The organism is Burkholderia sp. MR1-5-21 (assembly GCF_053427715.1).
Genome location: NZ_JBSAXD010000040.1, coordinates 1 through 14,057, shown reverse-complemented (window position 1 = coordinate 14,057; position 14,057 = coordinate 1). Strand labels below are relative to the sequence as shown.

The window sequence follows — 14,057 nt, the reverse complement described above, 5'->3', positions numbered from 1 at the left end:
GTGGAGGAAGACATGTCCAGCTCGTCTCTTGTCCGCGTCGCCATTCTCGACGACTACCAGAACGTCGCGCTCGACGTGGCCGACTGGTCTCCGCTGAAGAACCGCGCGGAAATCACGGTCTTCAACGACCATGTGGCGGACACCGAGCATCTCGTCGAACGCCTGACGCCATTCGACGTGGTTTGCGTGATGCGCGAGCGAACGCCACTCACGCGTTCGATCATCGAGCGCCTGCCCGATCTCAAGCTGATCGCGTCGACGGGCCCGGCCAACGCGTCGATCGACATGGACGCGGCGGCCGAGCGCGGGATCAAGGTCGTTCACACGGGCTATTCGTCCACACCGACCATCGAATTCGCATGGGCGATGATCCTGGCCATGGCCCGCAATATCCCCGTCGAGAATCGATCCCTGCGTGACGGCGGCTGGCAGCGCAGGCTCGGCACGCAACTGGCCGGCAAGACGCTCGGCCTTCTGGGGCTGGGTCATATCGGTTCGGCGGTCGGCGTGATCGGCCGTGCTTTCAGGATGAACGTGATTGCGTGGAGCCAGAACCTGACGGCCGAGCGCGCGGAATCGAAAGGCGTGCAGCGGGTCGACAAGGACACGCTGTTCTCGACGTCCGACTTTTTGTCGATCCACGTCCAGTTGAGCGAACGCACGCGCGGTCTGGTCGGCGCAGCCGAGCTTGCACAAATGAAACCCGCGAGCCGCATCGTCAATACGTCGCGCGGCCCGATCGTCGATACGGCCGCGCTGCTCGCCGCGCTGAAGAGCGGACAGATCGCAGGGGCGGCGATCGATGTGTACGATGTCGAACCGCTCGAGCTGACGCACCCGTTGCGCTCGCTGGACAACGTGCTCGCCACGCCGCATATCGGCTATGTGACACGTGAGCTGTACGAGACGTTTTACGGCGATACCGTGCGCAATATTGTCGATTGGCTTGATCAGCGTCAGGTGGCGCAATGACAACCAACGTGAGTCCCGACGGCAGCACGAATGACGGGACCGGCGGCACGTCCGCGCAGCGCATCGGTTCGCAGCTTCCGGCAATCGCGCCGGCGCGAACCGCGCTCGTCGTCATGCATTACCAGACCGACATACTCGGACTCTTTCCATCGGTCGCGCCGGCCTTGCTCGCCAATACGCGGAAGCTCTGCGACGCGGCGCGGGCCAAAGGCGTCAGCGTCTATTTCGCCAACCTCCGGTTCAGTCCCGGCTATCCGGAAGTCAGCCCATTGAACAAGAACGGGCAAGGAATCAAGCAACTCGGCCTCTTCGTCGACGACCGGACCTCGCCGGAGTTGGGCAAGCAGGCCAACGAACCGCTGATCATCGCGCATCGCGCCAGCGTGTTCTTCGGCACCGATCTGGAGGTGCGGCTGTCCGCACAAGGTATCGATTCGCTGATCATGGTCGGCATTGCGTCGACCGGTGTCGTGCTGTCGTCGGTCGCGTATGCGAGCGACGCGGACTTCCGCCTGTACACGGTCAAGGATTGCTGCTACGACCCGGATCAGGTGGTACACGAACATCTGTTCTCTACCGCATTCGATTCGCGGACAACGGTGCTGTCGCTGGCGGAGGCGTTGTTGCTGCTCGCCGATGCGGTTTGAGGCGATTGCGCAGATCGATGAATTCAGCCGTCGATTGACGGAAAACGATAAATAAAACTGCCGTGAGTCCATTAACATGGGCGAACGGGCTGGAGGCTGCGGCACCACGGAATTCGCTGGCGGAACGTCAAGTGCTTGGACACCTGAGGAGAAACAGCATGCGAGTCGTCGTGTTGGGGAGCGGTGTTGTGGGTGTGACGTGCGCCTACTATCTTGCACGCGCAGGTCACGAGGTGACCGTCATCGATCGCGAGTCGGGTCCTGCGCTCGAAACCAGCTTTGCGAACGCTGGCCAGATTTCTCCCGGCTATGCCGCGCCATGGGCTGCACCGGGCGTGCCGCTCAAAGCGGTCAAGTGGATGTTCCAGAAGCATGCCCCCCTTGCGATCCGGCCCGATGATGCAGACAAGCAATTCCAGCTGCAATGGATGTGGCAGATGCTGCAGAACTGCACGGCTGAGCGCTATGCGGTGAACAAAGGCCGCATGGTTCGGCTGGCCGAGTACAGTCGCGACTGCTTGCAGACGCTGCGCGCCGACACCGGGATCGAGTACGAAGGCCGCACCGGCGGGACGCTCCAGGTGTTTCGGACCCAGCAGCAGCTCGAAGGCGCCGCGAAGGACATCGCCGTGCTGAAGGAGGCGAACGTCGCCTATGAGCTGTTGATGCCGGCGGATCTCGCGCGGGTTGAACCCGCACTTGCGGCGACGTCGCACAAGCTGACCGGCGGGCTGCGCCTGCCCGGAGACGAAACCGGCGACTGCCAGCTCTTCACGACACGCCTTGCGGCGCTTGCAGAACAGCTCGGCGTGACGTTCCGCTACAACACCGTCATCGATAGCCTGGTCGTCGAAGGTGGCCGAGTCGTCGGTGCGCTGCATGGCAGCAAGCTCGTGCATGCAGACGCATTCGTTGTTGCGTTCGGTTCGTATTCGACGAAATTCCTGTCGGGCGTCGTGAAGATTCCCGTCTATCCGCTCAAGGGGTACTCGATCACCGCGCCGATCGCGAACGAAGCCGCCGCGCCGGTGTCGACCGTGCTCGACGAGACGTACAAGATCGCCATCACGCGATTCGAGAAGCGCATCCGTGTCGGTGGCATGGCGGAAATCGTCGGCTTCGACAAAGAGCTGCGTGTGGCGCGTCGCGAGACGCTCGAGATGTGTGTCAACGATCTGTTTCCGGGCGGTGGCGACACGTCGAAGGCGACGTTCTGGACCGGACTTCGCCCGATGACGCCGGACGGTACGCCGATCGTCGGCCGGACGGGCCTGCCGAATCTGTTCCTCAATACCGGGCACGGCACGCTCGGCTGGACGATGTCTTGCGGCTCCGGACAGTTGCTCGCCGACCTGATCTCGGGCAAGAAGCCGGCGATCCAGCATGACGATCTCAACGTGTTCCGATACGCGGATGAGCCTGCGCCACCGGCTGACTTCGAATTGAACTGAACGGGATATCGGAGGCAGTGGACCGCAACAAGGGGGAGACGGAGCGGAAGGTGCGATTGCCGGACCCGACAGGGTCCGACCTGAAGGTCGACAGGACTCACGACGCCCGCAACTCACGGACCCCCTTGCCTAGCCGCCGCCGCAGCAGCGTGCGCAAAGTGACGCCGTCCGCGTAGCCGACCTGCTCGGCGATGCGCTCCACGCTGTCCTTGCTCGTCTTCAGCAGGTGAACGGCGCGCTCGACCCGCAGGTCCTGGATGTACTCGACGGGTGTTTTGCCGAGCACTTCATTCAGGCGTCGCGTCAATGTCCGCGTGCTCGTCGCCAGTGCGTCCGCGGCGTCGTCGAGTGCGATGGCCGTGTCGAGGTGTTCGCGCACCCAGCGGTCGAAACGCTCGACGAGCGGGTCCGAATGGGCCAGGTGATCGGAGATCGCAAAGGCGGACTGCGACGGCCGCGAATCGAATACGAGGTACTTGGCCACGAGCCCCGCAAGCTCAGGGCTGTTGTTGCGGATCAGCCAGAGCGCAAGGTCGAGATGGCTCAGGGCGGCCCCTGCCGTCACCGTGCTGCCGCTGGGAACGACGATGCGATGCGCATCCAGGTGCACTTCGGGGTAACGCTGCCGGAACACCGGCGAGAGCCACCAGGTGGTCGTGGCTTCGCGCCCATCGAGCAAGCCGCTTTCGGCCAGCACGAAGGTGCCCGTACAGGCGGCGCCGATATGAGCGCCGGCACCGTGCCACGCGCGCAATGCACCGAGCGCGTCGATCACGTCGGCGCGGCCGAGCGAAGGCACGAGCAGGTCCGTCGTCGTCCTGTTGAGCGCCGGTACGATGACCCAGTCCGGCGCAGGGGCACCTGCCATGTCGTGGACGGGAACCTGCAGCCCAAGCGCAGTGCGCACCTCTGGCCGCATCCCCGCCACGGTGACTTCGAAGCCCGGTATGGCCATCCCCGTCGTGCGCGCAAGTTCGTTGGCGGTCGTCAACGCATCGAGCACGGTGGTGAGGCCGGTGTCGAACACGCCTTCAAGCGCCAGAACAAAAATCCGCATGGCGGAATCGATATCAAAATTGTCGATTCAGACAGTGTTCCCCAGCCTGCCGCGTTTGTAAAGTGCGCTCATCGCGTGGCCCCTCACGCGGAGACTGGAGAACGCAGATGATCAAGCACGCTTTATTTGTCCGACTTGAAGCCAAGCCCGGAAAGGAGCAGGCAGTGGCGGACTTTCTTGCCGACGGCCTGGAATTGACGAATCGGGAGGCAACGACGCCGATCTGGTTCGCCCTCAGGCTGTCGCCGAACACGTTCGGCGTCTTCGACGCTTTTGCGAGTGAAGAGGATCGCCAGGCGCATCTCGCCGGCAACATGGCAACGAGCCTGATGGCGCGGGTCGATGAGCTGCTGGCATGCCCGCCTGCGGTCGAGACGCTCGACGTTCTGGCCATGAAGAACGCAGTGGCCTGAAACCCCTGTACATGAGTTTGCACAAGCAATCGTGGAGATTAAAATGTTCGCATTCCGAAAGATGTGTTCCGTTGCCATCATGGTTGCCGCGGGTGGCACGATGGCCCACGCCGAAGCTGCGAAGCCGGCAAAAGATATCGTCATCGTTCACGGCGCACTCGTGGACGGCTCGGGCTGGCGTGCCGTCTACGACATCCTGTCGAAAGACGGCTATCACGTGAGTATCGTGCAGGAGCCGCTGACCAGCCTGGACGAGGACGTCGACGCGACCAAGCGCGTCATCGACCGGCAGCAGGGCCCTGTCGTGCTGGTTGGTCATAGCTATGGCGGCTCCGTCATCACGGACGCAGGCGCCGACCCGAAGGTCAGCGCACTCGTCTATGTCGCGGCGCTTCAACCCGACAAAGGCGAGGCCAGCGGCCAACTCTTGCAGAAGTTTGCCGCGCCAAACGATGCCATGCGCGCGACGCCGGACAAGTTCTTCTACATCCCGCCGGTGAGATTCCGTGCGACCTATGCGGCGGATCTTCCTGCTGAGCAGGCGCAATTCCTGGCAGATTCGCAGCAGCCACTCGCGGAGAAAGCCGTGGCCGCCCCGGTGCCTGTCGCGGCCTGGCGAACCAAGCCTAGCTACGCGGTTCTGACCACCCAGGATCACGTAGTCAGCCCGCAGCTTCAGCGCTGGATGTATCAACGCTCGGGCGCCAAGGTTACCGAAGTGAGCGCAGGCCACGCGGTCTACATGTCGCATCCGGCCGAGGTCGCTCGAGTCATCGAGGCTGCCGCGAAGTAGCCAGATAGTCGATAGGCCACGCTGCCCGCGGCCTCGTGCAGACCGGGATGCAATCCGGGCGCGAGGCCGCGCAAATCGCGCCATGAACCCACCACGGAAGTCGCTCCCATGCCTTTACTGATCCCTGCCTACCTGGGCGGGGTGCTCACCATCCTGAGTCCCTGCATCCTGCCCGTGCTGCCTTTCGTATTCTCGGGGGTGGCCGCCATTGCGCTCGGGCTGGATACTCATCTGCTGACACACGTATCGCTGGCGAGTACCAGCGTAGTCGAACAGAAACTGATCGACGCGATACATCTCGTGGGCCCCGTGCAGGCCGCTGCCAGAGCCTTGGGCGCGCTGCCGGTAGAAGGCGAGCCGCCCGCTCTGGCGGGCGCCACCCGGTGGCTCGACAGCCCGCTGCTCACGGCACAGTCGCTGCGCGGCAAGGTCGTGATGGTCGACTTCTGGACCTACTCGTACATCAATTGCGTCCGTGCGCTGCCCTACGCGCGCGGCTGGGCCCGAAAATGCAAGGATCACGGCCTCGCGGTGATCGGCGTGCATGCCAGCAAGATGAACGCTATCGCTGATGATTGACATGGCGCTCATTTGTCACTGCGTTGCGCATAGGTCAAGAGCCAGCGAGCCTTCCGAATCGAGGCAAAGTCGAATGGCTGCATCCAGACTTTTCCTGCCTTCCGGTCCGCGCCCCCGAATGCCACCAGATGGCCGAACCCGGAAGCGCGAAGTTGGCCGACAATCGCGCCCTGGCGCCGGCCGACCGGACTTCAGCGCAGCATTTCGTCCGCGCGAACGTCGCCGGGAAGGGGCGATACGGCCAGGCCGTCGCGTATCGCATACGCGGTCAGTTCGGCGACGTTATGCAACGACAGTTTCGACATCAGATTCTGCCGGTGCTTGCGTACCGTCAGCACGCTCAGATTCAGCTTCGTTGCGATGTCCTTGCTGGAGTGTCCGTTGGCGATCAGCACGAGGATCTCCTTCTCCCGTGCCGTGACCGACGGCGCGGCACCGCCGTCCGCGATCTCCAGGGCATGGGCGAGCGCGTCGCTGATATAGCGGATACCCGACAGCACCAGCGAAATGGCATGCAGCAGTTCGTCGCCGTCTTCGTGTTTGAGCATATACCCGTCGACGCCGACGGCCACCGCCGCCCGGACCGTGACGGGGTTCTGATTGCCCGTGACCACCAGAATCCTGGTCTGCGGGGATTGCGCCTTGATTCGCTTCGCCAGTTCGATGCCGGAGCAACCGGGCAAATCCAGATCCAGCAGCAGCAAGTCCGCCTGCGTATCACGCACCAACTGATCGACCATCCGCCCGTCGCCGGTTTCACCTGCTACGCGCCAGTCGGCCCGCGTGTTCAGCAACAGCTTCAACCCGTCGCGAATGATGGCGTGGTCTTCGGCAAGCACGATGCTTTTCATTTTTCTTTCGCCTTTTCCCGGATCACCCGGAAGTCCATTCCTTTGCGACAATACAACGCGATCCCCGGTGCTGGCACATCATGCGACGGACAAGATCGACACCAGACCCGCTTGACGCCGGATCCGACACGCGACTACGAAATGGCAAAAAGGATACCTCAACAATATGGCGCCCATGTGCGGCTGGAACTGGTCAATACGCTGTACCGCCAGTCGCCGCCGATCCTGTTCGGCAATATCGCCGTAGTCAGCCTGACAACCTTTCTGTTGTGGGGCGAGGTTTCGCAACGGAGTCTGCTGGGATGGGCCGCGGCGATCTACGTGCTGACCGGCATCCGTATCGTGATGGTATGGCGCGATCGTCGCACGGCCGAGCACCCCGTCGAGACGGCGATGCGTCGCGCGCGGAGATACGTGTTGTTCGCGGGTTTGTCGGGCTGCCTGTGGGGAGCCATGGGCGTCCTGTTTTTCGCGCCGCACAACACGATCGTGACGGCGTTGATCTGCATCGTGCTGGCCGGCATGACCGGCGGCTCGGTGGCTTCGCTATCCTCGTGGTGGCCGACCTATATCGCTTATGCATTGCCGACCGTGCTGCCGTTCGCGATTCGGTCTTTCGCGTACGGCAATGCGCTGTTTTCGGTGCTGGGTTTTTTGTCGCTGTTCCTGCTGGGGGTCAATCTGGCCTTTAGCCGGACCCTGCAGCGTACCGTGCGGGACGCGGTATCGCTGCGTTTCGAGAACGTCGACCTGATCCGGCAACTGACCGAGGAGAAGGAGCGCGCCGAGCTCGCCAATCGGAGCAAATCGCAGTTCCTGGCCGCCGCCAGCCACGACCTGCGCCAGCCGACTCACGCGCTGGGACTCTACATCGCGACGCTGCGCGCGATGGCTCGGGCGCCGACCGTCGAGCGCGAGGCGCTCGACGATATTGCCGAACGGCTTCGGACCGCGCTGAAAGGCATGTCGCAATTGCTGAACGTGTTGCTGGACATTTCCCGGCTGGATGCGGGCGTGATCGATGCCGAACCGCGCCGCTTTCCACTGCAGCAGGAACTCGATGCACTGGAAAATCAATTTCGTCAGGCCGCGTTGACCAAAGGATTGGCGCTCAAGATCCGGCCGACCTCGATCTGGCTGGAAACCGACGCGGTGCTGCTGCACACCACACTATCGAACGTGTTGTCGAACGCGGTGCGCTATACGCACCGCGGCGGGATTCTGGTGGCCTGCCGCCCCCGCGGCGCGGATGTCGAAATCCAGGTCTTCGACACCGGCATCGGCATCGAGGCCGATCAACTGCCGAACATTTTTCGGGAGTTTTACCAGATCGGCAATGCGGCACGCGACCGCGAACAGGGGCTGGGCCTAGGGCTGGCAATCGTGCAGCGCACTGCCGTGCTGATCGGTGCCAGCGTCCGGGTGCGCTCGACCGCGGGCCGCGGCTCGCTCTTCTCCGTACGGCTGGCTGCGATCCAGCATGCCCAGCCGCGTGATGCCGGGATGGATGAGCGGAGCAGGGACCCGGATTCCGGCCGCCGGCGCACGCTGAAAACCATTCTGGTCGTCGACGACGACCGCGACGTGCTGGCCGGCATGCAAACCCTGCTTCAAGCCTGGGGCCACACAGTGGTCGCTGCGCAATCCCTGGAGCGGGCGGTCGAGCTGGCGACGTCCAATCGCGCCGTGCTCGACATGATCGTGACCGACTTCAGGCTGGCGATGCACGTGACCGGCGCGGATGTCGTCCATGTAGTGTTTCGGGTCATCGGGCGCGAGATACCGGCGATCATCATTACCGGCGATACGTCGCCCGAGGGTATCCATGCCGCGTCGTCGAGCGGCTTCAGCGTCATGCACAAGCCGCTCGATCCGCAGGAAATGCGGGCGTTGATCGACGCACCGGTTTGACGGCATCTCTCCTGCTTTCGCCGCCCCGTGAGTGTGAAGCGTTCGAGACGGTGGCCTGCGCGGCAAATACTGCATATGCGGTATTTACCCGGGCCATTCGCGTGCAGTACCTTCGCAACTGCTGGCAATAGTCAAAAAACGGTAGCGCGGGGTATCGCAGAAAAACCGGGGTATCCGGGGTAGACCATCCTTTCGTTCGAGTCGGCCGGCATCGGGCCGGCCGGCTCGCGACGGAGGTCGGGCCGCGGGCCCGATCGAATCGGCACGTCGTCGGCGCCGCCTGGCGCCGCGGAAGAACCGGCCAGACCGGGTGTGGCCGATTCTTTCGGGCGCGGACACTTTCTGAAAGCATCGCGACAGGGTGCCGTGCCGGCACCTTGAATCTCGACGCCCTTGCGCATCATCCGACCGGCAGATCGCGGTCGAATCCTTGAACGGCAACCTCGGCGTATTCACCCGCCGGCCTGGAGCGCAACGGTCATGCAAAATCTGCCCAATATCATGGTTGCCGCGTTGCCGGCTTTCGCGGCGCTGATCGTGGTGGAAGTCGTGCTCGCCGCGGTGCTCGGGAGGCCGCTGTATCGGACCAGGGACACGCTCGCGAATATCGCGCTCGCGGCGGGCGCGTTCGTCGTCAGCGTCCTGACCGGCGGACTCGTGCTGGCGGTGCTGAGCTGGGTCTACGAGCATCGCATTTTCACGGTCCCGATGGACGTCTGGTGGGCGTGGGTGCTGTGCTTCTTCGCGGACGATTTCAGCTATTACTGGTTCCATCGCTTGAGTCACGAGGTGCGCTGGTTCTGGGCCTCGCATTCGGTGCACCATTCATCTGAGCAATACAATTTTTCGGTGGCGCTACGCCAGACGTGGACGGGCACGATCAGCGGCTCGTTCCTGTTCTGGGCGTGGATGCCGCTGCTCGGGTTCCATCCGAAGATGATCCTGTTCATGCAGTCGGTCAGCCTGATCTATCAGTTCTGGATTCACACGGAAGCGATCGGCAAGATGCCGCGCTGGTTCGAGGCGCTGCTGAACACGCCGTCGCAGCATCGCGTCCATCACGGCAGCGATTTCGACTACCTGGATACGAACTACGCCGGAACCACGATGATCTGGGATCGGCTGTTCCGGTCGTACACGCCGGAGCGATTCACGCCGCACTACGGTTTGACCTCGAGCATCGGCACCGACAATCCGTTCAGGATCGCGTTTTACGAGTGGGGCAACCTCGCGCGCGATCTCGCGAAGGCCGGGAACCTGCGCACGGCGATCCATTATCTGATCCGGCCGCCGGGCTGGAGCCCGGACGGCAGTTCGCTGACTACCCGTGACGCGCGGCGCGCGACGCAGCAGGTTTCTTGAGATACGGAAACGCCGGGCCACCGCGCCGCGATGGCCGACGCCCTGCGGTGTCCGTGCCGGAATGGCCGGGAATCGCGGTTCGGGATACCGGATGACATCGGAGTGACAACAAGGAAAACACCTATGCCGAACCCACGCTACCCGCATGATCCGCATTCAGGCGCCGTCCCGGCCAGCGCCGGCCGCCGGCAATTTCTCGGGTATGCCGGTGCGGGATTGTTATCCGCGGTGCTGCCGGGTTGCGGCGGGGCGGACAGCATCCAGCAGCAGTCGATGTATCGCGCAACCATTGCGGCGGGACGACAATCCATTCAGGCCGCGCGCGACGCCAACCCGGAGAATGTCGCCAGCATCTCGGTTGCGTTGCTGAAGGGCAACCAGGTGGTGTGGGCCGAGGCTTTCGGGAGTGCCGTGGTCAGCCCGGCCGCCGCCGCAACGATGACGACGCGCTACAACATCGGCTCGGTCACCAAGGTCATCGCGGCGCTGGCCGGCGTGATCCTGCAGGATCGCGGGCTGATCGACCTGGACGCGCCGATCGTGCGCTACGTGCCGTCATTCTCGATGTTGTCGCCGCAGTACGCGCAGATCACGTCGCGCCATCTGCTGTCGCATTCGTCGGGCCTGCCCGGCCAGAACGTGAACGACATGTTTTCGTATGTGCCGATTCCCGGCTATGCGGCGGCCGCGCAGAAGGTGCTCGCGAACGAGCACCTGAATCATCCGCCGGGCCAGTTCGCGGTGTACTGCAACGACGGCTTCACGATCTTCGAGCTGGTGGTTGCGGCCGTCACCGGGCAAAGCTTCACGGATTTCGTTCAGCACAACATCCTCACGCCGCTGAGCATGACGAATTCCGGCTTTCTGACCAGCGTGCCGACGAGCGGCGAATTCGCGCTCGGGTACGCGAACGGGACCCAGTACGGGCAGGAATTCACGAACGCGTACGCCACGGGCGGCCTGGCGACGACGCCGCTCGACATGATGAACCTCGCGCAGATGTTCATCGGCAACGGCCTGTTCCGGGGGCAACGGATTGCGTCGGCGGCGGGGATCGCCGACATGCTGACGGACCAGACCGACCGGTGGCAGATCAAGTCGACCCGGCTCGGCTATTCGTACGCTTTCGGTCTCGGCTGGGACGACGTCGACGATCCGGTGCTGCGCGCCGCCGGCGCCGCGGCGGCGTACAAGAGTGGCGGCACGCAGTTCTTTTCCAGCCATTTCTATGTGCTGCCGGCCGCGCGGATGGCGCTGATGATCACGGGCAGCATGGGCTACGATGCGGCCAGCATCGCGCCTGCGATCCTGCTGCAGGCGCTGCAGGAAGACGGCAGCATCGCCGCCGCGCCCGCACGGATCGATGCCGTTGCGCCGCCGGCCGCGCCGTCGCCGGACGTTTCCGCGGTCGATGGCGTCTACGGTAACGAAGCAACGCCGGTGCAAGTCGCCGTGAACGCGGACGGCAGCCTGGCGTTGACGAAATGGAACGGCGCCGCGTGGGCGGCACTCGGCCCCGACGCGACACCCTACCGGTATCGCAGCGACGGCTGGTGGTGGAGCGACGGCGATGCCACGTCGTACCGGTTCGATATGCTGCCGGGCACGGACGACGCGGGCAATGCGGTGAGCAACCGGTATCTGACCAAGCGTCTCGTCGACCGCTCGGGCTATGTGTTCCGCGTCGCGCCGTATGCGCAGCAGTTGAAGGAACTGACGGCGCTCGACACCGCGTGGCAGGCGCGCGTGAATTCGTCATGGAACGTGATCAACGAGTCGGCGCAGTCGGTGTCCACGCCCGGCAAGCTGCGCGTGTCGCTCGCCAGCATGGACGCGTTGCGGGGCTATGTGGTGTTCGGCTACAGCGTCGATGGCGGTGTCCATACCAGCTACCAGCTGTTGAAGCCACTGGCCGACGATCGCTGCGGGATGTCCGTCACGGTGCCGGTCATGCTTGGCCGCGATCTGTTCGAAATCAGCCTGACGAACGTAAACGACGTCGAGACGATGGCCGCGTCCGGATGGCTGTGCCAGCGGGCTTGATTACCCGGGTGACGTGTTCGAGGATTGCCGTTCGCTGCGAACGGCAGTGCAGCGACGGCGATACCGGGCCGGCGAGCCGCGGCCGGTTCCGCGGCTCGTCGACGTCGCGATATCGTCGGTGAATCATCCAGCCGCGCCCCGGCCCTGTCTTCACGCCGGTGTCAAAACGGCACCGCCGTCGGTGAGGGTCGCCACGCCGTCGACGGTGGTAAAGACGATTTCGTGGAGGTCGCGGCCCATGTTCATCGGGATCTTCAGCACCATGCCGCCGCGATCGTCGGCAAGCGGCACCAGCGGCTGGTTGTCGAGCAGGATGTAGCCCCGCAAGTCGGGAATCTGCGCGAGGCTCAACAGCGCGGCGCCCGGATCCGCCACGAGCTGGACGCGTATCAGGTCCGTATTGTTCATCTTCCACACGGGCGTCTGCAGACGCGCGCTCCATGCGTCGTCCAGCGCCGACCGGTCGGGCAGTTTCTGGGCGAACGGTATCGCCGTGGAGACATGGCCGGCGCCGAAACGCGTGGTGCGGTCCATCAGGTACGTGTACGGGTTGCCGTCCGGATCGACTGCCGCCACGGTTTCGAAGCGATAGCTGTGTGCCGTGTTTCCGGCACTCCACCACCAGCCGTCGTTACAGTACCGATACGACGTGGCGCCATCCTGCAGCGGATCCCATTCGCTGCCGCTCCACTTTTCCAGCGCGAGCGTACCGTCGCCGTTCGCTCGCACCCGAAGCGGATACAGGTGATTGCCATAGTTGCCGACGATCGACGCGACGTTCGGCGGCGTGGCGGCCGGCGGAACGGCCGTGCTGACAAGGGGTGGCAGGGCGCCCAGCGTGCCGTCTTCGACGAGCGCGTTCAGCAAGATGGTCTCGGCAATCCTTCTCGGATCGTTCCCGGCACTGCCGGTTACCAGAATGGCCATGCGCGCGTGCGGCAGCACGAAGAAGTCAGAATGGAAAAAGGTATTGCCGCCGTTCTTGTTCCATGCGGCGATGCCGACCGAATCCAGCGTCGCCTGCGCGACCGAATCCCATCCGAGCCCCCACGGCCAGCCGGGCTGCGGGTTGATCGCGAGATTCGACGTCTGGTCGACGGCCATGTCCGCGATGCCTTGCGCCGAAACGATCCGCGTGCCCTGAAACACGCCCTGGTCGATGAACATCTGCGCGAGGTTCATCATGTCGGACGGCGTGGTGTTCAGGCCGCCGGAGGCGTACGCATTCATGTATTCGAGTTCGAACGTCTTGCCCGCGAGATACGGATACGCGAACTCGCCCGAAGTCCGGGTCGCGGTCACCGGCGTGGTCAGGAAACCGGAGTTCGTCATCTTGAGCGGCGCGAGGATGTTCTGTTGTACGAACGACGCGTAGCTCGTATTCGTCACCGCCGCGACAACCAGTTCGAAGATCGTGAAGCCGTCGTTGCAATACACGGCCATTTCGCCGGGCAGATGTTTCAGATGCTGGTTCTTCAGGATCGCCATCGTGGCTCGCGCATAACCGTCGATCGGGGAGAACGTATCGATGGAAAAGTAGTTGCAACCGGGAAAGCCGCTGGCATGCGACAGCAGATGACGCGGCGTGATCTGCGCATATTCCGGCGACAGCATCGAGAAGTCCGGCAGGTAGTTGACGATCGGCGCATCGAGGTCGAGTTGCTTGCGGTCCTGCAGGATCACGGCGGCCAACGCCGCGAGCACCTTGCTGACCGACGCGATGTTGTAGCGCGTCGTCGTCGTGGCCGCGGTGCCGGTTTGCATCGAGGCCGAGCCGAAGGCGTCGCTCCAGACGATGTCGTTGCCCTTGAACAGTGCGACCGAGATACTCGCCAGCTTCTGCGGGTTGCCGTTCAGCACGGCCTGGATCGACTGTCTGGCCGCCGCGATGGTGTTGCCATAAGGCGTGGCACTCACGGCGTCGCCGCAGCCCGGCAACGCGGCGGCCAGCAGGCCCGCTCCCGCATAGCCGAGGAAT

11 protein-coding genes and 1 pseudogene are annotated in these 14,057 nt (G+C 63.8%); 9 read left to right on the top strand and 3 right to left on the bottom strand.

Annotated elements, in window-relative coordinates; genetic code table 11:
- Window positions 1-12: 12 nt before the first annotated feature.
- The 3 genes from ACV229_RS35535 (at window position 13) to ACV229_RS35525 (ending at window position 3,070) form a co-directional block, all read left to right on the top strand.
- Complete coding sequence (locus tag ACV229_RS35535) at window positions 13-972, top strand: D-2-hydroxyacid dehydrogenase family protein (RefSeq protein WP_448087744.1); 960 nt, start codon at window positions 13-15, stop codon at window positions 970-972.
- Window positions 969-1,619: an isochorismatase family cysteine hydrolase gene (locus ACV229_RS35530; RefSeq protein WP_448087743.1), complete on the top strand. Its 651-nt coding sequence runs from the start codon at window positions 969-971 to the stop codon at window positions 1,617-1,619. The genes ACV229_RS35535 and ACV229_RS35530 overlap by 4 nt, the downstream gene beginning before the upstream one ends.
- Window positions 1,620-1,777: 158 nt before the next feature.
- Window positions 1,778-3,070 carry a D-amino acid dehydrogenase gene (locus ACV229_RS35525; RefSeq protein WP_448087742.1) on the top strand — a complete coding sequence of 431 codons (1,293 nt, stop codon included), beginning with the start codon at window positions 1,778-1,780 and terminating at the stop codon, window positions 3,068-3,070.
- A gap of 97 nt (window positions 3,071-3,167) precedes the next feature.
- Here the strand turns inward: ACV229_RS35525 and ACV229_RS35520 are convergent, their stop codons facing one another.
- On the bottom strand, window positions 3,168-4,127 hold the full coding sequence (locus ACV229_RS35520; RefSeq protein WP_448087741.1) for a GlxA family transcriptional regulator: 960 nt from the start codon (window positions 4,125-4,127) through the stop codon (window positions 3,168-3,170).
- Between the two features lie 107 nt (window positions 4,128-4,234).
- Between ACV229_RS35520 and ACV229_RS35515 the strand changes: the two genes are divergently transcribed.
- The 3 genes and pseudogenes from ACV229_RS35515 to ACV229_RS35505 all read left to right on the top strand — a co-directional run.
- Window positions 4,235-4,540 (top strand): putative quinol monooxygenase, encoded by a 306-nt coding sequence (locus ACV229_RS35515; RefSeq protein ID WP_448087740.1) that lies wholly within the window; start codon window positions 4,235-4,237, stop codon window positions 4,538-4,540.
- 43 nt (window positions 4,541-4,583) lie between these two features.
- A complete protein-coding gene (locus tag ACV229_RS35510; protein ID WP_448087739.1) occupies window positions 4,584-5,333 on the top strand; it encodes an alpha/beta fold hydrolase in 750 nt (249 codons plus the stop codon).
- 108 nt (window positions 5,334-5,441) lie between these two features.
- Window positions 5,442-5,879, top strand: a pseudogene (locus tag ACV229_RS35505) (hypothetical protein); the annotation flags it as partial.
- 224 nt (window positions 5,880-6,103) lie between these two features.
- Here the strand turns inward: ACV229_RS35505 and ACV229_RS35500 are convergent.
- The gene (locus ACV229_RS35500; protein WP_448087738.1) at window positions 6,104-6,763 is read right to left on the bottom strand and encodes a response regulator; all 660 of its coding nucleotides are present in this window, start codon (window positions 6,761-6,763) and stop codon (window positions 6,104-6,106) included.
- On the opposite strand from ACV229_RS35500, the gene ACV229_RS35495 reads away from it, so the two are divergent.
- From ACV229_RS35495 to ACV229_RS35485, 3 genes are all read left to right on the top strand, one after another.
- Entirely contained in the window at window positions 6,734-8,674 is a 1,941-nt protein-coding gene (locus tag ACV229_RS35495) for an ATP-binding response regulator (protein WP_448087737.1), read from the top strand. The genes ACV229_RS35500 and ACV229_RS35495 overlap by 30 nt on opposite strands.
- Before the next feature lie 480 nt (window positions 8,675-9,154).
- Complete coding sequence (locus ACV229_RS35490; protein ID WP_448087736.1) at window positions 9,155-10,036, top strand: sterol desaturase family protein; 882 nt, start codon at window positions 9,155-9,157, stop codon at window positions 10,034-10,036.
- 123 nt (window positions 10,037-10,159) lie between these two features.
- The gene (locus ACV229_RS35485; protein ID WP_448087735.1) at window positions 10,160-12,079 is read left to right on the top strand and encodes a serine hydrolase domain-containing protein; all 1,920 of its coding nucleotides are present in this window, start codon (window positions 10,160-10,162) and stop codon (window positions 12,077-12,079) included.
- Between the two features lie 150 nt (window positions 12,080-12,229).
- Here the strand turns inward: ACV229_RS35485 and ACV229_RS35480 are convergent.
- The coding region (locus ACV229_RS35480) for a serine hydrolase domain-containing protein (protein WP_448087734.1) at window positions 12,230-14,057 on the bottom strand (1,828 nt) is incomplete at its 5' end.

Bases quoted from the DNA above. Each gene is read 5' to 3' on its own strand.
- ACV229_RS35535 (WP_448087744.1), top strand. From the start codon at position 13: ATGTCCAGCTCGTCTCTTGTCCGCGTCGCCATTCTCGACGACTACCAG.
- ACV229_RS35530 (WP_448087743.1), top strand. From the start codon at position 969: ATGACAACCAACGTGAGTCCCGACGGCAGCACGAATGACGGGACCGGC.
- ACV229_RS35525 (WP_448087742.1), top strand. From the start codon at position 1,778: ATGCGAGTCGTCGTGTTGGGGAGCGGTGTTGTGGGTGTGACGTGCGCC.
- ACV229_RS35520 (WP_448087741.1), bottom strand. From the start codon at position 4,127: ATGCGGATTTTTGTTCTGGCGCTTGAAGGCGTGTTCGACACCGGCCTC.
- ACV229_RS35515 (WP_448087740.1), top strand. From the start codon at position 4,235: ATGATCAAGCACGCTTTATTTGTCCGACTTGAAGCCAAGCCCGGAAAG.
- ACV229_RS35510 (WP_448087739.1), top strand. From the start codon at position 4,584: ATGTTCGCATTCCGAAAGATGTGTTCCGTTGCCATCATGGTTGCCGCG.
- ACV229_RS35500 (WP_448087738.1), bottom strand. From the start codon at position 6,763: ATGAAAAGCATCGTGCTTGCCGAAGACCACGCCATCATTCGCGACGGG.
- ACV229_RS35490 (WP_448087736.1), top strand. From the start codon at position 9,155: ATGCAAAATCTGCCCAATATCATGGTTGCCGCGTTGCCGGCTTTCGCG.
- ACV229_RS35485 (WP_448087735.1), top strand. From the start codon at position 10,160: ATGCCGAACCCACGCTACCCGCATGATCCGCATTCAGGCGCCGTCCCG.